Origin of the sequence: Kitasatospora sp. NPDC098663, assembly GCF_044760075.1 — a bacterium.
In the GTDB taxonomy this organism is placed as follows: domain Bacteria; phylum Actinomycetota; class Actinomycetes; order Streptomycetales; family Streptomycetaceae; genus Kitasatospora.
The window spans coordinates 157,795-183,751 of the sequence record NZ_JBIWAP010000017.1 but is presented as its reverse complement, the minus strand read 5'-3'; the positions used below and the strand labels follow the sequence as shown (position 1 = coordinate 183,751).

Genomic DNA, 25,957 nt, shown 5'->3' with positions numbered 1-25,957 from the left:
ACCATCGTCCGGTCCGCCGCGAAGCCGCGGAGCGTGCGCTGGATGGCGGCCTCGGTCTCGTTGTCCACGGCGGAGGTCGCCTCGTCCAGGACCACGACCGGCGCGTCCTTGAGGATCGCGCGCGCCAGGGCGATCCGCTGCCGCTGGCCGCCCGACAGCGTGGCGCCACGTTCGCCGATCACCGTGCTGCTCGACGGACAGGGTTGGGCGGACGCGGTGGTCAGGCCGAGGCTGACCAGGGGCGCCGCCTCACCCTTGATGAGGACCAGTCCGGTCCAGCCGAGAAAGGTGCCGAGCGCCATCTCCGAGACCTGGCAGGAGACCGACAGCGCGGCGGCCCGGTAGAGGCGGCGCCGGTGCGGTCCGACGATCTCCAGCAGGGGGCGGCGTCCGGCCCCGGCCCCGACCCCGACCCCGACCGCGACCGCGACCGCGACCGCGTCACGGGACTCGTCGACCGTTCCGTGCCAGGCCTTCCGGAGGACGGCCACGGTCGCCGCCGCCACCCCGCCGAGTGCCACCAGCTGCCTGCTCAACGCCGACCCCTTGATCAGCGCGATCCCGGCCGCGAACCCGCCACCGACGGCGAGCACCGGTCGCACGACCAGGCCCCGGTCGGCCCGCGGGGCCGGCGCGGCGGCGGGCCGAGCGGGGGCGGCCGTTCCGGTCGGGCCCTGCGCGACCAGGGCGACGGCCCTGCGGACGATCCGGCCGACATCCGTGGCACGCACCCGCGCATCGTGCCGGACGAGCACCCCGCCGGTGACCGGGTTGGCCTGGGCCCCGGTGATCCCGGGAACGCGGCGCAGCGCGGCGGCGAGGACCTCGGCCGTCCGGGGCCGTCCGAGGACCAGCTTGACGTCCCAGCGCTGGCGGCCCGGAACGACCGAGCGCGGGCTCGCGTCCAATTCCACGGAGCGGAATCCGGCTGCGGCGCCCAGTAGCGATGGCATGTGTACGATCACCTGTTTGCGGAGGTCGCGGGAATCCGTCACGGACACGACGGAGTACGGCGACGAAGTGGGAATTCTGGAAGCGAATGCGCTACGGCCGACAGGACTGCGGTCGGCCGCCGCCCGGGCACATTCCACCGAAACCGATCCGAATGCGCGCCCGGCGGCGGCCGGTCTCCGGACGGCCGTCAGTTCGCCTTGCCGGCGCCCGCGGTCGCGCGGATCTTGGGGGCCCTCGGGTCCCCCTCGGCCTGGTGGACCCGCTCGGCGGCCTCGTCCCGCACGGCGCTCGGGGCGACGCTCGGGGCGGCGGTGCGCTGACCGTCGTCCGAGCAGGTTCCGGTGTCACCTGCGGTGGCCTGGGCCGCCACCATGTCGGCGGCCACCTCGGCCGCGAGGTCGTGGATGTTCTCCCCGGCCTCGTGGGCGGCCTTCTTCACCTCCAGGACGAGGCCGACGGACGTCTTGACGACGCCGCGCACCAGCGGCTTGAGCAGGCGCTTGGCCAATGGCGCGACGATGAGGCCGACCAGGAAGGGCGGTACTACGGGCGGCATGATGCTCCATCCTCTCTACACACAGGTATGACAAGGAACCCGGGCACTGCGAACACCGGAGCAGCGCACTGCCGGGCGAACGGAAGCATTCCACCTCGGAATCCGGGATTCACCTACCGAACCGAATCACCGCGCACCAGAACTCGCCGTCCGACCTCTCCGTCACGGTAGTCGAACCATGTCCACCGGAGCCAAGCAGCCTCAGCCGGTTCACTCTTGTGGGTGTTTATGGCCGCCTCGCGCATCCTGAATCACAGCACACCACTACACATATGAATGCAATTAATGCGATGGCCCGATTGTCATACTCATTCGGGACCGAGTGGAATCCCGAGTTCACGCGCCACCCTCCGCCGCAGTCCCGGGAACGGCAACGCCCCGCCCCCCAGCACCGCCTCGTGGAAGGCCCGCACGTCGAACCCGGCCCCCAGCTCCGCCTCGGCCCGCGCCCGGATCCGGCCGAACTCCAGGAAGCCGGCCCGGTAGGAGAGCGCCTGCCCGGGCAGGTCCGTCGAGTAGCGCAGCAGGTCCGAGGCGATCTGGCCGTCCGCCTCGGTGGAGTTGGCGCGCATGAACTCCCGCGCCTGCTCCAGGCTCATCGTCCCGAGGTTGAGCCCGGTGTCGACGACGAGGCGCTGCGCGGTGAACCGCTCCTGCGCCAGGCGCCCGTAGGCGTCCCACGGGTCCGCGTACAGACCGGCTTCCCAGCCGAGGCCCGCCGCGTACTCGGCCCAACCCTCGTTGAACGCGCCGAACTCAGCTGTCTCGCGCCGCAGTTGCGGCAGCGAGAGGTCTTCCGCCTGCCGGGCGAGATGGAAGTGGTGCCCCGGCGCCAGCTCGTGGAGGATCAGCGAGGCCGCGCCGAGCAGGGACCTGTGCTCCAGGTCCGAGCCGTTGTAGCGGTAGCGCCCGACAGGGTCCGCCGCGGTCGGCGCCTCGTAGTAGCCGAAGGTCATCCCCGGCTCCAGCGCCGGGTCCAGCCGGGCCAGCCCGTACGGCGCCCGCGGCACGGTGGCGAACAAGCGCGGCAGCACCGGGGCCAGCCGGTCGAGGTGGCCCCGGTAGCGGGCCTCGACGTCCTCCGGCGTCCGGGCGTACAGCCTGGGCTCGGTCCGCAGCCGCTCGTGGAACTCGGCCTCGGGGCCCCGGAAGCCCAGCGTCGTCCGTACCTCCCGCATCCGCTCGGCCAGTTCGCGGCACTGCTCGCGGCCGAGCTCGTGCAGCCGCTCGGGCGTCGTGTCGCCCCCGCTGTGAGTCCGGACGAACCCCCGGTACGCCTCCTCCCCGCCCTCGTACTGCGCCCAGCCGACGGCCTGCGGCGCCGCGCCCCGATAGGCCGGGTCGTCCAGAACGGCCAGCAGCCGGTCGAAGGCCGGCGTCAACTCGCTCTCCACCAGCCGCCGTACGCCGTCCCGGACACGCCCGCGCTCGGCCGCCCCCAGCCCGCCGAGCCGCTCCTCCGCCACCTCCACCCGGCCCGCCGCCGACGCCCGCAGGCCCACGAGCGTGGCGCGCGCCCCGGCCAGCGCCGGGGCGGGCACCCGGAAGTCGCGCGCCGCCTGACCCACCACCTTGTCGCCGATCGAGCCGACCACCCCGGCCAGCTCGCGCACCAGCCCCACGTACCGCTCGACGTCCGGCGCTTCGGCGAAGCGGAAGGGGCGAAGCACCGCGTCGGTGTACAGCGACAACGGGAACAGCCGGTACGGCGTGGCCGCGGGCGTCAGCCAGTAGCCACGGTGCGCCCGCAGCTCCTGCTCGGCCAGTCCGACCAGGAACGCGGCGGTGTCGGCATCGGCGCCGGACAGCCCCGCGCCGTCGAGCGCCCGCACCCGGCCCAGCACCCCCTCGGCGAACCGCGCCCGCTCCTCCGCCTCGGCGGGGGACGTCCTGGGCAGGGTCTCGACCGGAAGCCCCTGGCGGACCCTCAGCAGGGGATCGCGCTCCAGCAGAAACTCCCAGTAGCGGTCCGTCAGACGGCCGATCGTGCGGCCCGGTTCGTTCGTGCTCGCGGTCATCCGGCCAGTGTGGCGGCGACCGGCCGCCCGGTCTGCGGAACAGCCACCGCACACCCCTCGAACGGGTGACCCCCGACCGGGCGACGGCCGCCCCGGCGCGTTCCGTGCGGGGTGCCGCCGCGCCCCGCCCGGAAGGCCGCCCGGGCCGACGCGCCCGTGCCCCGGGTCACGTCAGGACCCCGACCGTTCACGGACGAGTGAATCCCGGCCGACCCCTCACCCACCGGCTGCCGCGAACGCCAGCATGAGCCGCATGACCACCACATACCCCCCAGCCGAGCGGGCCGCCCAGGCCCGGGCGGCCGAAACCCAGCTCGCCACCGCCGGAATCGACGGGGTGGTGTTCGGCTGGGTCGACAACGCCGGGCTCACCCGGGTGAAGTCCGTCCCGCTCACCCAGCTCGAACACGCCGCCGAGTACGGTGTCGGCGCCGTACCCTGCTTCGACGTCTCCCTGGTGGACGACTCCTTCACCACTGCGCCTTCGAGCACCGGCCCGGTGGGCGACCTGCGGCTCGTTCCCGACCTCGACCGGCTCACCCCGCTCGCCGCCCAGCCCGGCTGGGCCTGGGCCCCGGCCGACCGCTACGCCCAGGACGGCACCCCGCACCCCGGCTGCCAGCGCCACTTCGCCCGCCTGGTCACCGAGGCCGTCGAGCAGCGCGGGCTCTCGGTGCGGGCCGGGATCGAGGTCGAGTGGGTGGTGGCCGACGCCGCCGGGGCCCCCGCCACGGTCGCGCCGGGCTTCGGGATGACCCGCTTCATCGAGCACTCCGACTACCTGCGGGACGTGCTGCGCGCCCTCACCGGCCAGGGGCTGGCCGTACTCCAGATCCACCCCGAGTACGCGGCCGGGCAGTTCGAGGTCTCCGTCGCCGCCGAAGGGCCGGTCGAGGCGGCCGACACCACCATGCTGGTGCGCCACACCATCCGGGCCGTCTCCGCCCGGCACGGCCTCCGGGTCTCGTACGCGCCCCTCTTCAGCGAGGGCTCGATCGGCAACGGCGGCCACCTGCACCTCAGCCTCTGGCGGAAGGGCCGCAACCTCGGGCACGGCGGCCCCGGCCGCCACGGGCTGCACCCCGAGGCCGAGCAGTTCCTCGCGGGCGTGCTGGCCGAGCTGCCCGCCCTGCTCGCCCTCGGCGCGCCCAGCGCCGCGTCCTACCTGCGGCTGGTCCCCTCCCACTTCGCGGGGGCCTACCGCTGCTGGGGCCTGGAGAACCGTGAGGCGGCGCTGCGCCTGATCACCGGCTCCGCCGCCGGGCAGACCAACGCCGAACTCAAGTGCTTCGACGCCGCCGCCAACCCGTACCTGGTGATCGGCGGCGTGCTGGCCGCCGCACTCGCCGGTCTGGACGCCGGTCTGCCCCTCCCGCCCGAGACCCCGAGCGACCCCGCCGCCCTCCACGCCGCCGAGCGCCTCCCGGCGAGCCTGCCGGAGGCGATCGACGCGTACGAGAAGTCCGCCGTGCTGCGGCGGGCGCTCGCCCCCGAGCTGTACGAGGCCGTGCTGGCCGTCCGGCGGGCGGAGGCGGAGCTGTTCGCGATGCACACCGATGCGGAGGTCATCGAGGCCGTCCGCTGGCGTTACTGACCAGCCGTCGGTTCCGCCGTCCCGGCCCGTGCGCCCCGGAAGGTCAGGAGCAGTGTCCCGGCCGTGCCCGTGGCCGGAGCGGTCACGGGCACGGCGAGCCGCGAGGCCCACCTGTCGGCGCTCGACGACTCGTGCGCCTCGGTGGGACTGCCGGCGGCCAGATCACCCTCAGCCGGTCGGCGCCGAGGACTTCGGCGAGGCGGGCCCTGGTCCGGCAAGAGGCCGAAGCGCGCTCGCCCCAGCGCTGTTCGATCAGTCGTGCCGCCGCACCGGCCCGGGGGACAGCCGCATCAGCCCACTCCGGCTCCGAGGGAGGGCCCAGGGGCCGGATCGGTGGCAGCGGGTTCCAGCGGCTTCACCATGTAGACCGCCTCGGCGCCGTAGCTCGCGGGCAGTTCGACGTCGGGGCGCTCCTGGTAGCCCAGCGGGGCCCACAGGACCTGCGAGCCGCGGACGGCGACCAGCGAGACCGTCCGGCAGCCGGCCGCCCGCGCGGTGTCGCGCAGGTGGCACATCATCCGCGGGGCAAGACCGCGGCCGCGCAGTTCCTCCGCGATCACCAGGTCGTGCGCATGCAGATTGCTCGTCCGCGCGCCGTTCCCGGACTCTGCCAGGCCGAGGTCCGGGCAGCCGAACAGCGGGTACGGCAGCGCCAGCAGGTAGCCGCCGAAGCCGCCGGCGTGCTCCAGGACGAAGCAGGTGTCCGGTGAGGCCCGGTGCCGGGACTTCAGCGCCTCGCCGCCCTCGCAGAGCCCACTGGCGGCGTAGGCGCGCTCCTCGGCCGCGATCACCATCGGCCAGTCGTCGTCGCGGAGCAGCCGGATCCGGACGCCGGTCATCCTCGGTCCCCCTCGGAACCGCCGACGCAGGTGTACGGCAGTGGCGCGAATCCGTTGAACCCGCGGGTGGCGTAGGCGGCGGCGTACGCGCCGCAGGAGTGGATCCACACCGGGTCTCCGGAGGCGACCGCGTGCGGGACGCGGACCAGGCCGCCGTCCTGGGCGTACCCGTCGTCGCTGTCGCAGGTCGGACCGGCCACCACGGCGTCGACGAACTGCCCGCCGGGGTGGGTCGGGAACTCCAGCCGGTACTGCAACTGGTCCATCTCGTACAGGCCGTTGAACTTCCCGCAGCTCAGGTAGAGCCAGTCCTCGCGGGTGCCGTCGAGCCGGTGGCGGGAGGAGAGCCGGGCGACGTGGGCGCGGATGGCGCCGTGGTCGGCGACCAGGTGCCGGCCGGGCTCCAGCAGGAACTCCAGCGGCGCGGCGTTGACCGCGCGCAGCCGCTCCATGCCCTCGCGGATCACCGCGAACATCTTGTCCAGCGGCGGTTCCAGCGGCCGGCCGCGCCGGTCGAGCACGCCGAGGGCGGGCAGTCCGCCGCCGAGATTGACCTGATTCGGCACGATGCCGCGCCAGTTGAGCTCCTCCAGTACCTCGGCGAGCGACTCGACGGCCGCGGCCCAGGCCTCGGTGGTCATCTGCTGGGAGCCGACGTGCACCGACAGACCGGAGGGCACCAGCCCGGAGCCGCAGGCGGCGTCGAGCACCCGCAGGGCGTCCTCGGGCGAGCAGCCGAACTTGCGGCTCAGGCCCCACAGCGCGCCGTCGCCGGTGGTGGCGAGGCGGCAGAACACCCGGGAGCCGGGGGCGTGTTCGGCGATGGCCGCGACGTCCTCCAGGCTGTCGGTGGCGAAGTCGCGCACGCCCAGCCGGTAGGCCTCGGCGATGTTGCGGTCGGACTTGATGGTGTTGCCGTAGTGGATGCGGTCGGGGCTCACCCCGGTGCGCAGGGCCTGGGCGATCTCCTGCGGGCTGGCCGCGTCGAAGCCGGAGCCGAGGGCGGCGAGGCTGCCGAGCACCTCGTCGACGGAGCAGGCCTTCATCGCGAACCGGACTGCGACGCCGGGCAGTTCGGCGCACAGGGCGGCGTACTGGCGGCCGATGCCGTCCAGGTCGTAGACGACGGTGTCCTCGGTGGTGGCGGCGAGCGCGGCGCGTAGTGCGCCGTGGTCGCGCCGGTCGGGGCGGGGCCCGGCGTCCGTGCGCACGGCGGCGGCCGCGGACGGGGCGCGGTGGTCGGTCCTCCCGCGCTCGGCCCACCGGTGCGATTCGGTGGAGCGGCGCGGTTCGGCGGGGAGGAGCGGTTCGATGGTCTGGCGTGTCACGTATGAACTCTCCCGGTGCGACTAGGTGAACGAGTCCGATCGCCGGCCCGGCCGCGACCATGGCAAAGGGTGCCCGTCGGTTGGTCCGCGAAGACGAACCTGGACACCCTTCTACGGCACCGCACGTGCTCGCCGACGATCATTTGGCCCCTCGTCACCGGATCGGGCGACCTCCGCGAGTGTCCGGAGCCCCTCCACGAGTTCGGACACGCGGCCCGAGCAGTGCGGATGAGGTTTTCGGCAGGGCACGGCCCTGAACCACCTCCCGCCTCCCCCGGACGGCAGCCGGCCACCCGGCCCATCAGGCCCTCGCACCGCTCCAGGTGCTGCCCGTGCGCTACCGCGACGGCGGCCGCCGTTTTCCGATCACGGGTCACGCCTCGTCGGGATCGCGACGGTCGTCGCCAGGTCCGAACCCGGCCCCCACCTCAGCGACCGGCACCAGCACCATCAGCAGCACCAGCCAGATCGCGACCTACAGCTTCCGTGAGAACACGGGGGCCCTGCTCAGCAACCAGAAAGCACTGCTGGTGCCGAGGCCGTAGGCGAGGTGAGCGGTCAGATCACCACCCAGCGTCTTGGCGTCGTATCTCCAGATGGGTTTGTAGAGTCCCGCGATCGGAAGCACCACGTATCCGCTGAGCCACACGAGCGCACCGTACGGGAGCCCGTGGAGGACGTGGGGCCTGCGCAGCGAGGCGCTGACGGCGCCGTAGAAGGCCGCGTTGCCCACTCCGTAGGCCCAGTGCATGAACGTGCTGACGGGGAACGCCGCGCTGTCCGGCAGCTCGCGCCGGGTGAAGGCCTCGACCAGGCGCTTTCCGACCTGCCCCGGGTCCGGAGCCTCCTGCCAGGTGCGGACCGGGGCGAACTCCCAGTGCAGGGCGTCGTGTTCGCCGCCGGCCCGGCGCTGGCGCAGGAACCGCACGGCGTCCATGCAGACGGTGCCGACCACTCCCGCCGCCAGGCCCGCACCGACAGCGCCCAGCGGAGTCAGCTGCTTGTCAGTGCGCATAGGTCGATCGCTCCCGATCCCGGATCTTTCAGAAACCGGCGCCCTGGCCGCGTCGACGCACAGGGTCTCACCGGTGACGAACGAGGCGCACCCGCGCCTGCGGGCCACGCGCGGCGACGACGCCCACCACGTGCCACGCTACCTGTCGCCGAGTCCCGGCGCCGCTTGGAGCTCGGCGAGCAGTCCCAAAAACCGTCAACCTCAATGGCGGCACATCACCGCTAAACTCCCCGCATGCCCACTCGGAGCGGCGGGTGCTGGCCGGACCTCAGGAGCGCGAAGATCGCCCAGGAGTTGCCCTGCGGGCCGTACTTCGCGAAATACGGCGTGGGGTCCAGGTTGATCGAGGCCCGGGTGGCGGCTTCGAGGTCGGCCGTGTAGGCGCGCTGGAGGTCGCCGTCCGCGCGGCCGGACGCCGGGACCTGCCCGGACCGTTCACACTGGCACACCTACGGCCGCCGCTACGGCACCTCGGTCGCCCGGGCCTGACCGGCTGGTGATCGCCGCACATCCAGCTCCGCCTCGCCCGCCCGCGGGGGCCCTCATCGATCTCGCCCGGCGGAGTCGTCGAGCGACAAGTCCATCCGATCGGGTGGACAACTCCGGCCCATCCGGTCGAGTACCGGTAAGCGAGCGGTGCCCGTGGCGCGGCGTTCCCGTAGAGGTGTGGTTCGGGTTCGAACCAGGAGGATGCGGGATGCTCGCCGGGATGAGTCGTGCTGTCGTTCGCCGTCCGCGCGCCGTGCTCGGGGCGGCCCTCGTGGTGCTCTGCCTGGCGGGCTGCTTGGGCCCCGGGGTCTTCGGCCGCCTCGCCAACGGCGGCGACGCCCCGTCGGGGGCGGAATCCCTGGTGGCGGCGAGGGTGCTCGAGGAACACTTCGGCCACGGCGGGGCGGACGCCGTGGCGGTCTACCGCAGCGACCGGTGGACGGTGGACGATCCGGCCTTCGGGCAGCAGCTGCGAGCCTCGCTCGCCTCTCTGCCGGACGGCGTGCTGACCGGCGCCCAGCACTACTGGAACACCGGGAACCGGGCCTTCCTCTCCGGTGACCGGCACTCGGCGGCCGTCGTGCTGGGCCTCGGCGGACGTGACGACAGCGCGAAGCTGGCCTCCTACCGCACGGTGCGGAGCACGGCGCACCCCGACGGCATGGGCATCGGCTACAGCGGAAAGGTCCCGTTCTACGCCGACGCCACCACTCTCAGCCTGCGCAGCCTGGCCAGGGCGGAGGTGTTCTGCCTGCCCGTGCTGTTCGTGCTGTTGTGGCTGGTCTTCGGCAGCCTGGTGGCGGCCGCGCTGCCGCTGGCCGTCGCCGCGGCCGCCATCGTCGCCGCCACGGCGGTCCTGCGGCTGCTGACCGCGGTGATGGACGTCTCGGTCTTCACGCTCAACCTGGTGACGATGACGGCCCTGGCTCTGGCGGTGGACTACGCCCTGTTCGTCGTCGCGCGTTTCCGGGAGGAGCTCGGGCGTCGCGGCGCGGTGGCCGAGGCGTTGACGGCGACGATGGCGTCGGCCGGACGCACCGTGCTCTTCTCCGGTCTGACGATCGCGGTTGCCGTGCTGGGGCTGACACTGCTGCCGTTCGCCTACACCCGTTCGATGGGGGTCGCGGGAGCGGCGACCGTGCTCCTGGCGGTGCTGACGTCGCTGACGCTGCTGCCGGCCGCGCTCGCCGTACTGGGCCACCGTGTGAACGCGTGGCGGCTGCCGCTTCCCGCCGCGCTGCGGCGTCTGGTGGCATTCGGGCAGTCCACGGAGCCGGACGGACCGTGGGCCCGGGTGGGCGGCGCGGTGGTGCGCCGACCGGTGCGCTACCTGGCGCTCACCCTGGTCGCGCTGACGGCGCTGACCCTGCCGGTACTCCACGCCCGCTTCGGGGCCACCGACCACCGCACGCTCCCGCCGGCCACGGCGGTCCGCCAGGCCACCGAAGCACTCGCCCGGGACTTCCCCGCGCTGGGACCGGACCGGATCCAGGTCGTCACCCTGCTCTCCCACCCGGCGGGCTCGCCCCCCAGGGACGACAGGCCCTGACGGACTGGCAGCACCGACTCGCGGCTCTGCCCGGTACGACGGCCGGGCACGTGGCCGCCGTGTCGGGACGACTCGCGGTGGTGGCCCTCACCCCCTCGGGCAGCTCCGAGAGCCACACCGCCGCGGGCCTGGTCCGAGCCGTCCGCGCGCTGCCCGCGCCGGACGACGGTGCCTTCGCGGTCGGCGGCCCGCCGGCGGCCACCGCCGATCTGCTGGCTGCCCTGCGGGAGCGGCTGCCGCTGACCGCCCTGTGCGTCGGCGTGAGCACCTTCGTCCTGCTCACCTTCGCCTTCGGCTCCGTCGTGGTGGCGCTCAAGGCGATCCTCACCACCACCCTGTCCCTCGGCGCCGCGTTCGGCGTGGTCACCTGGATCTTCCAGGACGGACACCTGTCATGCTGGCTGGCCTTCCGACCGAACGACTACATCGGCGCCCTGGAACCCGTCATCATGCTCACGCTGCTGTTCGGACTCTCCATCGACTACGAGGTGTTCCTGCTGTCACGGGTCCGCGAGCACTACAGCCTGACGGGCGACAACGAGGCCGCCATCGTCACCGGGTTGCGCCGCGGTCGTGTGGCCGTGGGTCAACGGGACCGGAGCCCGGTCGCGATTCCTGGACACCGGGGGCGGTCGTGCGGTCAGGCCCTTCTCCCGGCTCATGGGGAGTGCGCGGGACCGGCGCGGGCCGGGTTCCGGTGGGGCCGGTCGCGCCCGCGGCGGGTGGACGCGGCGGGGGCGGCACCTGGAAGCATCGTGGGCGGAACACGTGACCGGGGACATCGGTGGACCTCCACCCGGGTGAGACCCCCACCCCAGTGGAGGACGGCGGCGGGCTGACTCCGCGCCATCGCGGACGTCGTACGCGGTCCGCGCCGCGATCGGGCCGGTCCTCGCCGCATCGCCGTAGGGAGCCGACTGATGCTTTTCGGCGTCAGGCTGGCGCGGGCTGCGCGATCGGCCAGCGCGGGCCGTCCGGGCCGCCCTGCCACGCCCACTGGGTATCGGGAGTGACGGTGATGCCGTAGTCGTACAGGTCGGGCCGGCCCAGGTCCTCCCACTGGGCCCAGGCGATCATCACCTCGTCACCGATCCGGCGCGGCCCGCCCTGCAGCAGCGATGGCCGGCCGTCCGCTGCCGGGCGGATCTCCGCCCAGGAGCGGTCACCGTCGTGGACCAGGACCGTGGGCCCGTCCGGTCCGTGCCGGGTGAACAGCACGGCGTCCGGCACGGCCACGCGCACCGCGAAGCGCAGGCCCCAGTCCTTCAGGGCCGCCGGGTCGCGGTCCAGCACCCGCCGTTCCTCGGGGTCGGCGTCCGCGCGCACCGCGGCGTGGGCGGCGGGTCCGCTGCTCGCTTGCGCGGGAGCGTGCCGGTCGCCCATGAACTGGGCCAGGCCGTGCACCCAGCCGCGCGCGCCGGCGCCGTCCTCGGCGACGGTGAGGGCCACGTATCCGAGCCGGCCCCACGGGTAGACGATCCGTCCGCCCGGCCGCACGGCCTCCACCCAGTTCCACGGGACGGCCTCGATCGCGTAGGTGGCGTGCAGGCGGTCGACCTGCCCGCCGCCGGGCACGCCGCCGTGGGTGGCGTCGCCGGTCACCACCTCGGCGTCCAGGCCGGCGGCCGCGAGGCGGTCACGGGCGAACGCGGCGAGGCCTTCGTCCACCTCGCTGGAGACCACCCGGCCCGGGCCGGCCCGCCAGGCGGACAGCGCCGCCGTCCAGCCCTGGCCGGTGCCCACGTCCCACACCCGGTGCCCGGGCTCCAGCCGCAGGCTGTCCAGCATGTCCGCCACCACCCCGGGCGCGGACAGCGACGACGACGGGATGCCATCGGTGAGCTGGGTGATGGCCGCCGAGCTGACGCCGCCGTACACCTCGCCGGTCCAGCCCTCGGGGTCGGCCGCGCGGTCGAGGGGCACGTAGGCCCAACCGTCCCAGCGCCACAGCCGATCCGGCGCGAACCGGTCGCGGGGCAGCGCGGCGCAGGCCTCGCGCAGCCACGGGGAGTCGGCCGGCCACTGCCCGCACCGTTCCATCTCCGCGTCCAGGCGCGCCCGTTGCCCGGCCAGACCACCGTCCATGCTCACCCCCGCTCAGTCCTTCTTGTGCTTGCCGGTGCCTTCGGCCGGCTTCTCCACCTTGCCGTCGGCATTGTTCGGCGGAGGGGTACCCGTACCCACGTCCTCGGCCGGCTTCGAGTGCTCACCCATGGCGCTTCCCCCTTCGGGAGTGTGGACACGATCGGCCGCCCATCGTCGCCCACCCCGGCCCCGGACGGTAGAGGCGTGCGGGGGCGCCCTCAGGGCGCGCGGCTCAAGGCCAGCGCCAAGACGCGGCGCACGTCCGGTGTCAAGGACCGAGGACAGCACGACCTGATCGTCCGGCTCCTCAAGGTCGACCCGCCCGAACCAGCCCTCCTCGGCTGCGGCTCATGCCCGGCCTTCCGCGTCTGCGGCTCACGGCCGACAACGGCGGTCCGACCTTCCGGAGCTTCCTTCTTCCGCCGGCCGGGACGGACCATGACGTCGGATACGGCGAAGGCCGACGCAACGGCGGGCGCCGTTCGCGACTCGCCCGGAGGCAGAGCGGACGAACGCGGCGGGAGCGGGCAGCCGTCACACGACCGGCTCCGTCCCGGCGACGACGGCATCCCGAGTCGCCGGGGCGGAAGGCCTGCGCATCCCCTTGAGCAGGACGACCAGCATCGTGGTGACCGCCGCGCCCGCCACGACCGCGATCAGGTACAGGAACGGGCTGCCGATCAGCGGGAGCACCCAGATCCCACCGTGCGGGGCCCGCAGGGTGGAACCGAACGCCATCACCAGGCCCCCGGCGGTCATGCTGCCGGCGATGCACGCCGGGATGACACGCAGCGGGTCCGCGCCCGCGAACGGGATCGCGCCTTCGGTGATGAACGACGCGCCGAGCACCCAGGCGGCCTTGCCGTTCTCACGCTCCTCGGGGGTGAACAGCCGGCGCCGGACGACGGTCGCCAAGGCCATGCCGAGCGGCGGGGTCATGCCGGCGGCCATCACGACGGCCATCACCTTGAGACTGCCGGCGTCCGGGGCGGTACCCGCCGCGGTGAGCGCGCCGGCCGCGAAGGTGTAGGCGACCTTGTTGAGCGGACCGCCCAGGTCGGAGGCCATCATCGCGCCGAGCAGCACGCCGAGCAGGATCGCGTTGGAGCCGGAGAGGCCGTTCAGCCAGTCGGTCAGGCCGTTCATCGCCGAGGCGATGGGCGAGCCGACCAGCACGAACATCAGGAAGCCGACAGCCGCCACCGACAGCAGCGGGATCACCACCACCGGCATGATGCCCTTGACCGCCCGCGGCACGTTCCACCGGATCATCCGCACCGGGGTGAAGAGCGCGTCGACGGCCGACGGGACGGGAAGGCGGGTGTCCACCAGTTCCGTTCGCCGATGAGCTGGAGTGCGGCCGGCACGAGGATCATTCGCACCAGCGTGGCATCGACCCCGACAGCCACCAGGACGCCGAGTGCGATCTCCTTCACGGTGATGACCGGGCTCGTGGTGAAGGCGGCGGCGACGACCATGACGAGAGCCGCGGCAGCCGTGATCAGCCCTCCGGTGCGCCCGAGGCCTTCGACGATCGCCGCGCTGTTGGCCGCCCCCTGGTCGTACCTCTCCCGGATGCGGGCGATCAGGAACACCTCGTAGTCGACCGAGAGGGCGAACACGAGAATCAGCGTGCTCACGGCTTCGATCGCCCCCACGTACCCGGTGGGGGCGAATCCCAGGAAGCGGGAACCGTGCCCCTCCTGGACCACCCAGGTGACCGCCGCGAAGGAGACGCCCAGCGACATCGTCGTGGTGAGAACGGCTTTGACCGGCACGACGACGGACCGGAAGGCGATGCACAGCAGTGCGCAGACGGTTGCCAGCAGGTAGCCGATCAGCAGTGGCAGCCGCCCGCCGAGAGCGTCCAGCACGTCCGTGTTGCGTGCCGCCAGGCCACCGACCAGCAGTTGGCCGCCGTCGGGCGGCCCGAGCGACCGGATCTGCCTGACCAGGCGTCCGGCGGCGGGCGAGTCGGGAGTGCCGGCGAACTTGACCGTCAGATAGGCGGTGTGCGGGGTCCCGGCCCACAGCCGGACACTCTGTGCTCCGGGGAGCCGGCCGACCCGGCCGCGCCAGTCTTCCAGCGCCTTCCCTCCCTCCTCGGCGCGAAGGTCGGTACGCAGACGGATGAACACCTGGAGCTGGTCGAGGGCGGCGTCCGGGAAGCCCGCCGGCAGAGCGTCGGCGGCCTGCCGGCTCGCCGAGGCGGCCGGCAGGACGCGCTGGTCGCTCGAACCGGGGTGGAACCGGGCGGCCGGGACGCTCAGGACGGCGATCGCCAGGACGGCTGTGACGAGCCACGGTGCCGGGTGACGGACCGTGGCGCGGCCGAGCCGGTACCAGAAGCCGTCGCCGCTCTCGCGCACGCCGGCGGAGCGGGGCGCGCGCAGGCGGCCCGCGTCGATCCGGTGGCCGAGCAGGGCGAGCACGGCCGGCAGCACGGTGCGGCTGGTGATGCCGCAGAGGGCGACGCTGACGGCGGTGCCCAGGCCGAGGGCCCGGGTGACCGGCAGGGGCAGCAGCGCCAGGCCGAGCGAGGCGAGCGAGATGACCGCGGCCGAGAACAGGACCGTGCGGCCGGCCGTGGCGACGGTCCTCGCCACGGCCGCGGAGACCTCGCCGTTGCGGGCGAGTTCGCGTCGAAACCGTGCCACGACGAAGATCGAGTAGTCGACGGTCAGCCCCAGTGCCACCATCACCACGACATTGCGCGTGACGTAGCCGACCGGGAGCAGCAGCGTCAGCGCGCGCAGGGCGGCGAAGGAGACGGTGAGGGTGAGCGCGGCGACCACCAGGGGCACCAGAGCGGCCACCAGGCTCCCGAAGAACAGCACCAGCAGCAGGAAGAGCAGGGGCGCGGCCACCAGCTCGGCGCGCGTCAGGTCATGGTCCACCGCGTGGTCGAAGTCGGAGAGCAGCGGTGCCAGACCGGTGAAGCCGACCTCGAACCCCGGGGGGTGGAAGGCCTGCCGGAGCTGCTCGTACGAGGCCACCCGCTCGTTCTCGCTCTCCCCCGCGAGCCCGACCACCACGCTGGCGGCGTGCCGGTCGGTCGAGAGCAGTTCCCTCCGGCCGGTGTTCCAGTAGTGCACCGAACTGACGAGCGGCGGGTCGGGCAGGTCGGACAGCGCGTCGGTGAGCGCGGCGGCGAAGCGGGGATCGTCCACCGTGAGGTCGTCGCTGCGGACGATCGCCAGCGTGCTGTTCCCCCCCGGCACGAAGTGCTTTCCGATGAGTTCGAGTGCGCGGTCGGACTCGAAGTGCGGCGATGTGAAGCCTCCGTGGGACAGGTGCGCGGGAAGGTCCGCTCCGGCCACCACCGCGGCCGTCAGGATCAGGACCGCCGCCCACAGCACCCGCCGGTGGCTACTCATCGACGGCGACCGTCCGGTCCAGCGCGCGGCCGAGGTAGGAGCTGTCGACGGGTGGCGGGTCGGGCAGTCCCCCGATGTCCTGGAGCAGGTTGGTCCGGTCGTAGGTGCGCCGCCCGGACGCGTGGTTCAGCAGGTCGCCCATGAAGCGGGCGAAGAGGCGTTCGTACGGGCTCGGGTTCGCGATCTTCGGCACCCGGGTGATTTCCAGTCCCTGGTAGCGCGACTCGAAGGCCTGCTTGGCCACTTCGAAGCCGATGTCGCAGGGGTGAGTGAGGTGGACGGTCCGTACGCCCCCGCCGCCGCGGCGACGGACGGCACGTACGGCGGCCGCGGCCGCGTAGTCGGCCTGGATCACGTTGAGACGGCCTTCCGGGTCGGCCGGGATCCGGAACTGCAGGCCGCTGCCGCGGGTGTCCTCCCCCGCCAGCATGCGGGCCATCGCCCGGTCCGTGCGCGCCCGGCCGCGCAACGCCGCGTCCAGCAACCCGGTCAGCTCCCCGAGGGACTGTTGGGGAATCCCCTCGGGGATGGGCCGGTCCACGACCAGGAGCCCGGGACGGAGGATCGTGGCCGTTCGGCCGGACTCCGCGGCCCAGGCATGGACCAACCGCTCGGCCGTGTACTTGGTCTCCTCGTAGTAGGTGTGGAAGCCCTGTTCCTCGCTCAGGTCCGTTTCCAGGACGTGTCCGCTGCTGCGGCGGCCCGCGACGAAGGCGGTGCTCACGGTCACCACCTGGGCCTGCGGACAGTCGCCGACCAGCCGAAGAACCCGCTCGGTGCCGAGGACGTTCGTCTTGAAGAGGGGAACGGGGCTCCCTCGCAGGGCCCTTGAGGCCGCACAGTGCCAGAGCGTGGTGCACTCACCGGCCAGACGCGCGCGTTCACACCTGTCCAGGCCCAGCCGAGGAGTGGTGAGATCCGCGGTCGCGTACCGCAGGCGCTTGAGCGTACTTCCTTGGTCCACAGCCGGGTTGAGCCACGCGAGCGCGGCTTCGACCCGTCCGCGCAGGCTCTCGGGCGTGCCCCGGCCGAGCACCGTGATCGGCTCCGGCGGCTCCTCGGTGAGCAGTTCGCGCAGGACCCGACTCCCGAAGAAGCCCGTCGCGCCCGTGATCAGCACAGCCATGTGGTTCCTCCCGCGGGGTGTTCCGCCGAGCAGACCACATCGGGGCACCGTGATCGCGGACCTCGGCCCCGGCCATGGGCTCCTGTCCACCATGCGGGTGAATCACCGTCACGGACAAGGGACTTCGGCGCGCTGCGAGCGCCCCGGGCAGGACCGGCATGGCTAGCGTTCGTTCCCCCGAGACAGTGGAACGGACCGGCTCCCACCCGGCTCGTCGGTACGCCAGGAAGGGCCGGAGCCATGAACCGAGCCGACACCGAGGAAGAGGCCGTCGCCGTCGTCGGAGCGGCCGTGCGCCTGCCGGGCGGCGTCGACAGCCTCAGTTCGCTGTGGGAAGCGTTGGAGCGGGGCCGTGACCTGGTGGGCGAGGTGCCGGCGGACCGGTTCGAGGCGCACCGCTTCGTCGATTCCTCGATGCCCCGTCGGGGAAAGAGCTACACCGCCGCGGGCGGTTTCCTCGACGACATCGCGGGATTCGACGCCGACTACTTCGGGATCTCCCCGAAGGAGGCCGCGCACATGGATCCGCAGCACCGGCTGCTGCTGGAGCTCACCGCCGAGGCCGTGGACGACGCGGCCATCGACCCGGCGCGGCTGGCGGGTTCGGACACCGCCGTGTACGTCGGCATCTCCGACGTCTCCTACGGCGCCCTCCAACTGGCCTCCCTCCTGACGGTCGGCCCTTACACCATGGGCGGCGTGGCCTCGTCGATCGCGGCGAACCGGGTGTCGCACGCCTTCGACCTGCACGGGCCCAGCATGGCCGTCGACACCGCCTGCTCCTCTTCCCTGGTGGCTCTGGACCGGGCCTGCCGCACCTTGCGGGAGGGGACCAGCGGCATCGCGGTGTGCGGCGGCGTCAACGTGCTGCTGAGCCCGTTCACCTACGTCGGGTTCTCCCAGGCGTCGATGCTCTCCGCCCGCGGCAGATGCGCGTCGTTCTCCGCGAACGCCGACGGCTTCGTGCGCGCCGAGGGCGGCGGTGTGGTCCTGTTGAAGCGGCTCACCGACGCGCTGGCCGACGGCGACCGCGTGCACGCGGTGATCCTCGGCACCGCCACCAACAGCGACGGGCGGACGGTGGGGCTGTCCCTGCCCAATCCCCGGGCGCAGGAGGACCTGCTGCGCCAGGCCTATGCCCAAGCCAAGGTCCACCCCGACCAGTTGGTGTACTTCGAGGCGCACGGCACCGGGACGCCCGTCGGCGACCCCCTGGAAGCCCTGGCGATCGGCCGGGCCCTGGGCATCCGCCGGATCACGGGCAGCCTGCCGATCGGCTCGGTGAAGACCAACTTCGGCCACCTGGAACCCGCCTCCGGCATCGCCGGTCTCCTCAAGGCCGTACTCGCGCTCAGACACCGGACGGCGCCGGCCTCGCTGCACGCCGATCCGCCGCATCCGGACATCGACTTCGCCGGGCTCGGCCTGAGACTCGTCACCCGCAACCTCCCGCTACGGCAGGTCGAACGTCCGGTCGTCGGGGTCAACTCCTTCGGCTTCGGCGGCTCGAACGCCCACGCCATCCTGACCAGTCCGCCGCCGTCGACGCGCTCCGCGCCGAGCGGCCGGCCACCCGGGGGACTGCCGGTCCTGGTCTCCGCCCGCTCGGAGCGGGCCCTGAGCGAAGCCACCGCGAGGATGGCGGTGCACCTCGCCGACACCGCCCCCGAGGACTTCTACGACCTCGCGCACACCTCCTGCCTGCGCCGGGGCCACCACGAGTACCGGGCCGCCGTCCTCGCCCACAGCGCGCACGAGGCCGCTGTGGAGTTCGGCACGCTCTCCTGCGGGGAGCGTGGTCGCGGCGCCATCGCCAAGGCCGCGACCGGAGGGCGGATCGCGTTCGTCTTCTCCGGCAACGGTTCACAGTGGGCCGGGATGGGAGCGGACCTCCTGGCCGGTCACACCGGCTTCCGGCACGCGCTGGCGGAGGTGGACACCGCGTTGTCCCCTTGGCTCGGCTGGTCCGTGGCCGAGGCGATGGCGGCCGATCCCGCGCACTGGCGGCTCGAACGGACCGAGGTCGCCCAGCCGCTTCTCTTCGCCCTCCAGGTGGCCCTGGCCGCGGTGCTGCGCGAGCACGGCATCGAGCCGTCGATGGTGGTCGGACACAGCGTCGGGGAGGTCGCGGCGGCGTACGTCTGCGGCGCCCTCACGCTCCCCCAGGCCGCCCGCGTCCTCGCGGCGCGCAGCCGGGCGCAGGGCGCCACGGCCGGTCGGGGGCGGATGGCGGCGCTCGGCCTGCCGACCGAGCGGGCGGCCGACGAACTCGCCCGCTTCGGCGGGGCGCTGGAGATCGCGGGTGTCAACAGCCCACAGGACGTGACGGTGGCCGGGCCCGCCGAATCCCTGGCCGAACTGCGCGAGCGCCTGGAGGGCCGCGGCGTGTTCTACCGCGACCTCGGGCTCGACTACGCCTTCCACAGCGCCGCGATGGACGACCTGCGCCGGCCTCTGGCCGACGCGCTGACCGGTCTCGCTCCGGGGCCGGTCACCGTCCCCCTCTACTCCACCGTCACCGGCCACCGGATCAGCGGGACCGACCTGGACGCCGACTACTGGTGGCGCAACGTACGCCGCCCGGTGCGGCTCGACGCCGCCGTGCAGCGGGCGATCGACGACGGAGCGGGACTGCTGCTGGAGATCGGACCGCATCCCGTCCTGCGCACCTACCTGCGCCGCATCGCCGCCGACCGCCCCGACCTGAGCACCGTCGTCGTCCCGACCCTGCACCGCGCGGGCGACGGTCCGCCGGCCGTGGCCGCCACCGTCGCGGCGGCTGTCGCCGCGGGCTCCGACCTCGACTGGAAGCGCTACTTCCCCGTGCCGGGCAACGTCACCGACCTGCCCGCGTACCCGTGGCAGCGCGAACGCCACTGGAACGGCACCCCGCAGGACTGGATCCGTTCCAGCGGCGACGGCCTGCTCCAACACCCGCTGCTGGGCGAACGACTGCGCGCTCCGGTGCCCGTCTGGGAGGGACCCGTCGAGCCCGCGCTCGTACCGTGGCTCGGCGACCACCGTGTCGGCGGCTCCGTCGTGATGCCCGCCACCGCTTATACGGAGATGGCCCTGGCGGCGGGTCGTGCCGTGCATCCCGGCCCCGTCGAAGTGCTCGACCTCGACATCAGCAGCGCCCTGGTCGTCCCCTGGGAGGACGCCTGCGCGGTCCGCACCCAGGTCTCGCTCACCCCTGAACTCGGCACGCTCACCGTCACCAGCACCGACGAGCACGCCCGCACGCCCCGTCCGCACGCCCGCGCCACGGTGCGGAGCCTGCTGCTCCCCCGTCCCGCGTCCCTCGACATCGCGGCTCTGACCGAGGAATTCGGCGCCGTCTGCGTCGAGACCGAGGAGTTCTACCGAACCTGCCGGACCATCGGCCTCACCTACGGGCCCGCCTTCCAGGTCCTGCGAGAGATCCGGACGGCACCGGGCGCCGTACTGGCCGCCTACCGGCAGAACGCGCCCGACGGCCCCTACACAGCCCATCCCGCCCTGCTCGACGGCGCGCTCCAGGCCGGTGGAGCGCTGCTCCTCGACCTGGTCCGGGACGGTCACGTCTACCTGCCGGCCTCCATCGCCTCGGTCCGGGTCTGGGAAGCCCCCACCCCGACCGGGTTCCACCACCTGCGCGAGGTGAGCCGCACCGACGGCGAAGTGTGCTGGGACGTCACCGTCACCGCCGACGACGGCACCGTCACCGCCGAGCTCGGCGGTTGCCGTCTGCGCCGGTTCCCCGTGGCCCGCCGCACTCCTGTCTCGCTCTCCCGTACCGTCCTGCGTGCGGCACCGCATCCCGACGAGCCCTGTCGCCCGTCGCCGCTGCCGTCGCCGGCCTCACTCGTCGCGGACGCCGGCCCGCAGATCGCCGAACACCGCACCGCCTGGCGGAAGTTGCGGTACGACCGGTTCACGGAGCTGGGCAGCCGGTTCGTGGCGCGCTCGACCGCGACCGCACTCGCCGAGCTGTTGCCCGACCCGTCCCGGCCGTTCACGGTGGACGACCTGTGCGCGGCAGGCCTGCTGGAGGGCTTCAGGCCGCTCGTCACCCTCCTCGCGCCCGTCATGGAACGGCACGGCACGCTCACCCGCACCGGCGAGACCCGGTGGCAGCTCGCCGAGGACATCCCCGAGGCCGACGAGACGATCCGCGAGATGGTCGCGACCGTTCCCGCGTACATCAGTGACATCGCGCTCAGCGCCCACCAGGGCAGGCACCTGCTCTCCGTGCTCCGCGGCGAGCAGGACCCCTCGGGACTGTTGACGGCCGAGCCGAGCACCCGACTGCTCGAACGGTTCCATGACACCTCACCCGTCTGCCGCTTCCACCACCGGATCGCCCGCAGCCTGGTGGAGCAGATGCTGCGGCACTGGCCCCTCGACCGCCCCCTGCGGATCCTGGAAGTCGGCGCCGGAACAGGCGGTGCCACCGCCGCGCTCCTTCCGGTGCTCCCGCCCGAACGCACCCGCTACACCTTCACCGACGTCTCGCCCGCGTTCCTGGACCGGGCCCAGGAACGATTCGCCCGCCACGACTTCGTCGAATACCGGGCACTCGACCTGAACCTGGACCCGGAGCAACAGGGCTACACCCCCCACAGCTTCGACCTGGTGGTCGCCGCCGGCGCCCTGCACACCGCGGAGAACCTGGCCACGGCCCTGGGCCACGTCTCGACCCTGCTGGCCCCGGGCGGGCAACTGCTGGGCGTGGAAGCCCACCGGGCCGAGCTGACCGCCCCGATCTTCGGCACGTCGCAGAGCCTCCACCACCGAACGGACACCGGTCTGCGACCCGTCTCTCCCCTGCTCTCCCGCGAGCAGTGGACCACGCTGCTCGCGCAATGCGGCTACCGCGCTCCGACGTTCACCGGCGACGACACCGAACCGGCACTCGGCGACCACTCCGTCTTCCTCACCGCGGCCCCGGCCCCGGGGAACGCGGACCGAACGCCACAGATCCCTGCCGACGCCCGCGGAGACTTCGTCCTCGCGACCGACACCGACGAACCCGACGCTCTCATCGGCGCCACCGCGCACTGGCTGGCGCGGTCCTCGGAAGCCACGGTCCGGGTCGTGCGGGACGGCACCGACGCCCGGGCCTGGGCGGAGGTCCTCGCGGACCGCGCGATCAGCAGCGCTCCACCGTGCATCGTCCTCTCCCTCAACGGCGCCGTACCGTCCAGTCCTTCGGACCTCGTCGACCGCGCCGGACGAACCGCGCAGGTGCTGCGGGCGCTCTTCACCACCCTCCAGGCCCTGCCACGAGGCAGCGAGACGCGATTCTGCCTGGTCACCCGCGTCAGTGGAGCCACCCCCGCCCCCGGTGAGACCACCAACCCGGAGGACGCCGCCGCCTGGGGCACCGCCCGTTGCCTGGCGAACGAACACCCCCAGGTCCACGGCCGCCGCATCGCGTTCCAGCGCGGCCACGACAGCGCCGAGGACGGTCTGCGCCTCGCCCGGGAACTCCTGCTCGAAGACGGCGAGGACGAGGTCGTCCTGACCCCCGCCGGACGCTTCGTCCCCCGCGAGATTGCGTTCACCGCGACGCCCGTCCCCGGCGGATCGTCGGCCCCGGCCGTGCTGCGGGTGCGCAATCCCGGTCTCGACTACCAACTCGCCTGGCAACAGACGGAAATGCCGGTGCCGGGCCCGGACGAGGTCGTCGTGGAGGTGAGGGCCGCCGCGCTGAACTACCGCGACATCGTGCAGACACTCGGATACCTGCCGTTCGACACGCTCGACGGAACGGCGGGGCGGGCCGGCGTCGGCCTGGAGTGCTCGGGCGTCGTCGTCGCCTGCGGATCAGAGGTGACCGCCCTCGCACCCGGCGACCGGGTGGCCGGAGTCTCGCCCGTCTCCCTCGCCACGCACACGCTCACCCGGGCCGAGGCCCTGTGGCCGATTCCCGACGAGCTCACCTTCGCCGAGGCCGCCACCGTCCCGGTGGCCTTCTGCACCGTGCACTACGGCCTGCGGCGACTGGCCGGACTCCAGCCCGGTGAGACCGTCCTCGTCCACGGAGCCGCCGGAGGCGTCGGGCTCGCCGCCATCCAGTACGCCCACGCCCACGGCGCGAACGTCATCGCGACCGCCGGTAGCGAGATCAAACGGGACTTCCTGCGCAGCCTGGGAGTCACCCACGTCCTGGACTCCCGGTCCCTGGACTTCACGTTCCAGATCAGGCGGATCACGGACGGCCAAGGCGTGGACGTCGTGCTCAACTCGCTCTCCGGCGAGGCCCTCACCCGCGGGCTCGAAGTCCTCCGAGCGGGCGGCCGGTTCGTCGAGCTGGGCAAACGCGACATGTACGAGGGCAACGCGCTTCCGCTGCGCCCGTTCAACCGGAACATCACCTTCCACGGACTCGACCTCGCCACCGTCCTCCCCGAGCCACGCCTGGCGGGACCCCTGATCCACGACGTCGGCGAACTCGTCGCGCACCCCGGGTTCCACCCCCTGCCGCACACGGTCTTCCCCGCGGCCCGGGTGGGTGACGCCTTCCGGTACATGCAGCACTCCCGCCACATCGGCAAGGTGGTGGTCGGCTTCGACCCCCAGGACGAGCCCATGGCGGTCGAGCCCCTTCCCGCCCCCCTCCGCCTCGATCCGCGCGGTACCTACCTGGTCACCGGCGGCACCAGCGGCTTCGGTGCCGCCACCACCCGGTGGCTGGCCGATCTCGGTGCCCGTCGGCTCGTCCTCGTCAGCCGCCGGGGCGAGGCCGCGCCGGAGGCTGCCGCTCTCCTCCAGGAACTGTCCGAACGCGGCGTGCACGCCACCGCCCGCGCCGCGGACGTCTGCGACCGCGACGCGATGCGAGCGGTCGTCGAGGAGATCGACGCCGGTGAACACCCGCTGCGCGGGATCGTGCACTGCGCCATGCAGCTCGACGACGTCATGTTCACCGACCTCACCCCGGACCGGTTCACCGCCGTCCTGAGGGCGAAGATGGGCGGTGCGGACACGCTGGACCGCCTGGCCCGCGGGCGGGACCTGGACCTGTTCCTGCTCTACTCCTCGGCCTCGACCGTGTTCGGCCCTCCCAAGCAGTCGGCCTACGTGGCCGCGAACCTCTACCTCGAAAGCCTCGCCCGCTGTCGGCGCCAACGGGGGGAGCAGGCCTCCGCCGTCGCCTGGGGCCCGATCGCCGGCACCGGCTACGCCGCCCGCAACCAGCTGCTCGACGGCCTGACCGAGCTCGGCGCCGAGCCGATCGAACCGGACGCGGCGTTCGAGCTGGCCGCACCCGCCCTCGCCGACCGGCACACGGCCCCAGCGGCACTCGCCCTCTCGCGCTCCAACTGGGGCCGCCTGGCCGGCCTCCTGCCCCTGCTCGGTGCACCCCGGATGCGGCACCTCGTCCCGACGGACGCGAAGAACTACGACGCCCTCGCGGAACTCCTACGGACCATCGCCACGATGAGCGCCGAGGAGGTCGGCTCGTTCCTGACCGCGCAGCTCACCGAGCTCATCGCCGAGGTCCTGCACTCCGACCCCGAGAAGATCGACCCCCATGTCAGGCTCGACGCCTACGGCCTGGACTCCCTCATGGGAACCCAGCTCCTCGTCTCCCTGAACCAGAACTACGGCATCGAGATCCCGGGCACGGAGCTGCTGCGGAGCAGCGGAACGATCGCGGAGATCGCCCAGATCGTGCAGTTGCGGCTCGGCCTGCAGATCCCCGCCCCCGCGTTCCACCAGGAGGCCGAGGCTCCGCCGGCCGACCGGACCGAACGGAGCCCGGCGTGAACACGGCAGGGTACGAGAAGGACCCCGGACTCCGGTGGTTCGAGTACGAGTCCAGAAACCGGTCGAACACCGCGATCGGGGCCCTGGCCATGGTGCGCGGGCCGGTTCCCACCCGCGGCGAGCTGCTCCTGCTCCTGGAGACCGCCTGCGCACGCCATCCACGGCTGCGCTCGCACGCCCGGCCGCCCGGCCACGCGCTGCTGCCCGATCCCTCCCTGGAGGACCATCTGACGCTCGCCCGCCTCGATCCGACCGGCGAGAGCGCCCTCGTACCCGCGGTCGAGAACGCCTGCGCGCGGCCGCTGGGCGACCTCACCTGGCGGGTCCGGCTGTTCCACGGGCACCAGGACGGTGAATTCGCGGTCCTGATGCTGGCCCACCACGGACTGGCCGACGGTATGTCCCTCGTCGCGCTCTTCCAGAGCGGGTCTTCCTTCCAGCGCGGGTCCTCCTTCCAGGGCGGGCCTTCCGGATACCCCGTGCGTGCTCGAAACCGCCCGAACGGCGCGGATCCGGTCGGCTGGACGGCGGGCCGGGTGCGGGCCGTGACGCGCGAGGCGGCGGCGGTACTCGCCCCGCGCCCGGGCGCGGCCCAGCCCGCCGTCTCCGTCACGGCACCGGGCGCCGTACCCCGGCACCGGTGGACCTCGGTGTCACTGGGCCGACTGACCGCGATCGCGCACGCGCACGCCGCGAGCCCCAACGACGTGTACCTGGCGGCCCTGGCCGGGGCGCTGGCTCCGTGGCGGCAGGACGACCGGCCGGTACGGGCACTCGTCCCCATCAGCACTCGCTCCGCGGCGGACACGGACGAACTCGGCAACCACCTCTACGGACGCGTCGTCACCCTGCCCTGCCATCTCCCCACGGCCCGCTCGCGCCTGGAGGCGGTGATGGAGCAGACACGTCGCATCAGGAGGGAGCAGCAGGCCCCCGACACGGGCGCGCTGCTCGGCGCGCTTCCCACCGCCTGGCAGGGCCGTATGACCGGCCGGCAGCTGAGTCCCCGGCGCGTCACCCTCATCGCCTCGTACGTCCCCAGCTCGGCGCAGCGGTTCCGTCTCGCCGGGCGCACGGTCGAGGCCGTGCGCCCGCTGATGTTCCTGCCGGCCGGGCACCGCCTCGCCGTGTGCCTGGCCGAGTACGCCGGTTCGGCCTCGCTGGGAGTCGTCGCACTTCCCGGGCTGCCCGCGGAGGCCCTGCTGGCCGGCTGGCGCGACGAACTGCGCGGGCTGGAGTCGGACGCCGCCGGGCGCGGCGTCCGATGAGCGG

Annotated in this window: 15 protein-coding genes and 1 pseudogene; 5 read left to right on the top strand and 11 right to left on the bottom strand. The window is 73.2% G+C overall.

Features of this window, described 5'->3' with window-relative positions; translation table 11 throughout:
• From ACIQVZ_RS20520 to ACIQVZ_RS20510, 3 genes are all read right to left on the bottom strand, one after another.
• Nucleotides 1-953: ATP-binding cassette domain-containing protein (locus ACIQVZ_RS20520; protein ID WP_402451787.1), on the bottom strand; the 953-nt coding region annotated here is incomplete at its 3' end.
• Between the two features lie 188 nt (nucleotides 954-1,141).
• Nucleotides 1,142-1,510 carry a DUF5132 domain-containing protein gene (locus ACIQVZ_RS20515; RefSeq protein ID WP_402451785.1) on the bottom strand — a complete coding sequence of 123 codons (369 nt, stop codon included), beginning with the start codon at nucleotides 1,508-1,510 and terminating at the stop codon, nucleotides 1,142-1,144.
• 308 nt (nucleotides 1,511-1,818) lie between these two features.
• Nucleotides 1,819-3,528 (bottom strand): DUF885 domain-containing protein, encoded by a 1,710-nt coding sequence (locus ACIQVZ_RS20510; protein ID WP_402451784.1) that lies wholly within the window; start codon nucleotides 3,526-3,528, stop codon nucleotides 1,819-1,821.
• 253 nt (nucleotides 3,529-3,781) lie between these two features.
• On the opposite strand from ACIQVZ_RS20510, the gene ACIQVZ_RS20505 reads away from it, so the two are divergent.
• A complete protein-coding gene (locus tag ACIQVZ_RS20505; RefSeq protein WP_402451781.1) occupies nucleotides 3,782-5,122 on the top strand; it encodes a glutamine synthetase in 1,341 nt (446 codons plus the stop codon).
• 290 nt (nucleotides 5,123-5,412) lie between these two features.
• Here the strand turns inward: ACIQVZ_RS20505 and ACIQVZ_RS20500 are convergent, their stop codons facing one another.
• The 4 genes from ACIQVZ_RS20500 to ACIQVZ_RS20485 form a co-directional block, all read right to left on the bottom strand.
• Nucleotides 5,413-5,961 (bottom strand): GNAT family N-acetyltransferase, encoded by a 549-nt coding sequence (locus tag ACIQVZ_RS20500; protein ID WP_402451778.1) that lies wholly within the window; start codon nucleotides 5,959-5,961, stop codon nucleotides 5,413-5,415.
• Nucleotides 5,958-7,172: a type III PLP-dependent enzyme gene (locus tag ACIQVZ_RS20495; protein ID WP_402451792.1), complete on the bottom strand. Its 1,215-nt coding sequence runs from the start codon at nucleotides 7,170-7,172 to the stop codon at nucleotides 5,958-5,960. The genes ACIQVZ_RS20500 and ACIQVZ_RS20495 overlap by 4 nt, the downstream gene beginning before the upstream one ends.
• A 592-nt stretch (nucleotides 7,173-7,764) precedes the next feature.
• Entirely contained in the window at nucleotides 7,765-8,304 is a 540-nt protein-coding gene (locus ACIQVZ_RS20490) for a hypothetical protein (RefSeq protein ID WP_350879216.1), read from the bottom strand.
• A gap of 221 nt (nucleotides 8,305-8,525) precedes the next feature.
• Nucleotides 8,526-8,753, bottom strand: a complete 228-nt coding sequence (locus ACIQVZ_RS20485) for a hypothetical protein (protein WP_402451775.1) — start codon at nucleotides 8,751-8,753, stop codon at nucleotides 8,526-8,528.
• Between the two features lie 260 nt (nucleotides 8,754-9,013).
• Here ACIQVZ_RS20485 and ACIQVZ_RS20480 point away from each other — a divergent pair, with 260 nt between their 5' ends.
• Nucleotides 9,014-10,342 carry an MMPL family transporter gene (locus ACIQVZ_RS20480; protein WP_402451772.1) on the top strand — a complete coding sequence of 443 codons (1,329 nt, stop codon included), beginning with the start codon at nucleotides 9,014-9,016 and terminating at the stop codon, nucleotides 10,340-10,342.
• Between the two features lie 59 nt (nucleotides 10,343-10,401).
• Nucleotides 10,402-11,181, top strand: a complete 780-nt coding sequence (locus ACIQVZ_RS20475; RefSeq protein WP_402451770.1) for an MMPL family transporter — start codon at nucleotides 10,402-10,404, stop codon at nucleotides 11,179-11,181.
• Between the two features lie 94 nt (nucleotides 11,182-11,275).
• Here the strand turns inward: ACIQVZ_RS20475 and ACIQVZ_RS20470 are convergent, their stop codons facing one another.
• From ACIQVZ_RS20470 to ACIQVZ_RS20455, 4 genes and pseudogenes are all read right to left on the bottom strand, one after another.
• Nucleotides 11,276-12,427 carry a methyltransferase domain-containing protein gene (locus tag ACIQVZ_RS20470; protein ID WP_402451790.1) on the bottom strand — a complete coding sequence of 384 codons (1,152 nt, stop codon included), beginning with the start codon at nucleotides 12,425-12,427 and terminating at the stop codon, nucleotides 11,276-11,278.
• A gap of 534 nt (nucleotides 12,428-12,961) precedes the next feature.
• Nucleotides 12,962-13,693 (bottom strand): annotated as a pseudogene (locus ACIQVZ_RS20465) (PTS fructose transporter subunit IIC); the annotation flags it as partial.
• Nucleotides 13,694-13,695: 2 nt separating this feature from the next.
• On the bottom strand, nucleotides 13,696-15,804 hold the full coding sequence (locus ACIQVZ_RS20460) for an MMPL family transporter (RefSeq protein ID WP_402451768.1): 2,109 nt from the start codon (nucleotides 15,802-15,804) through the stop codon (nucleotides 13,696-13,698).
• The gene (locus ACIQVZ_RS20455; protein ID WP_350879221.1) at nucleotides 15,797-16,930 is read right to left on the bottom strand and encodes an SDR family oxidoreductase; all 1,134 of its coding nucleotides are present in this window, start codon (nucleotides 16,928-16,930) and stop codon (nucleotides 15,797-15,799) included. The genes ACIQVZ_RS20460 and ACIQVZ_RS20455 overlap by 8 nt, the downstream gene beginning before the upstream one ends.
• A 240-nt stretch (nucleotides 16,931-17,170) precedes the next feature.
• Here ACIQVZ_RS20455 and ACIQVZ_RS20450 point away from each other — a divergent pair, with 240 nt between their 5' ends.
• Both ACIQVZ_RS20450 and ACIQVZ_RS20445 read left to right on the top strand, forming a co-directional pair.
• The gene (locus ACIQVZ_RS20450; RefSeq protein WP_402451765.1) at nucleotides 17,171-24,685 is read left to right on the top strand and encodes an SDR family NAD(P)-dependent oxidoreductase; all 7,515 of its coding nucleotides are present in this window, start codon (nucleotides 17,171-17,173) and stop codon (nucleotides 24,683-24,685) included.
• Entirely contained in the window at nucleotides 24,682-25,953 is a 1,272-nt protein-coding gene (locus tag ACIQVZ_RS20445; RefSeq protein ID WP_402451762.1) for a WS/DGAT domain-containing protein, read from the top strand. Before ACIQVZ_RS20450 ends, ACIQVZ_RS20445 begins: the two co-directional genes overlap by 4 nt.
• Nucleotides 25,954-25,957 lie beyond the last annotated feature (4 nt).

What these genes read in the sequence shown, in the direction of transcription:
- ACIQVZ_RS20510 (WP_402451784.1), bottom strand. Translation starts at nt 3,528, where the DNA reads ATGACCGCGAGCACGAACGAACCGGGCCGCACGATCGGCCGTCTGACG.
- ACIQVZ_RS20450 (WP_402451765.1), top strand. Translation starts at nt 17,171, where the DNA reads ATGAACCGAGCCGACACCGAGGAAGAGGCCGTCGCCGTCGTCGGAGCG.
- ACIQVZ_RS20505 (WP_402451781.1), top strand. Translation starts at nt 3,782, where the DNA reads ATGACCACCACATACCCCCCAGCCGAGCGGGCCGCCCAGGCCCGGGCG.
- ACIQVZ_RS20480 (WP_402451772.1), top strand. Translation starts at nt 9,014, where the DNA reads ATGAGTCGTGCTGTCGTTCGCCGTCCGCGCGCCGTGCTCGGGGCGGCC.
- ACIQVZ_RS20470 (WP_402451790.1), bottom strand. Translation starts at nt 12,427, where the DNA reads ATGGACGGTGGTCTGGCCGGGCAACGGGCGCGCCTGGACGCGGAGATG.
- ACIQVZ_RS20460 (WP_402451768.1), bottom strand. Translation starts at nt 15,804, where the DNA reads ATGAGTAGCCACCGGCGGGTGCTGTGGGCGGCGGTCCTGATCCTGACG.
- ACIQVZ_RS20490 (WP_350879216.1), bottom strand. Translation starts at nt 8,304, where the DNA reads ATGCGCACTGACAAGCAGCTGACTCCGCTGGGCGCTGTCGGTGCGGGC.
- ACIQVZ_RS20500 (WP_402451778.1), bottom strand. Translation starts at nt 5,961, where the DNA reads ATGACCGGCGTCCGGATCCGGCTGCTCCGCGACGACGACTGGCCGATG.
- ACIQVZ_RS20515 (WP_402451785.1), bottom strand. Translation starts at nt 1,510, where the DNA reads ATGCCGCCCGTAGTACCGCCCTTCCTGGTCGGCCTCATCGTCGCGCCA.
- ACIQVZ_RS20455 (WP_350879221.1), bottom strand. Translation starts at nt 16,930, where the DNA reads ATGGCTGTGCTGATCACGGGCGCGACGGGCTTCTTCGGGAGTCGGGTC.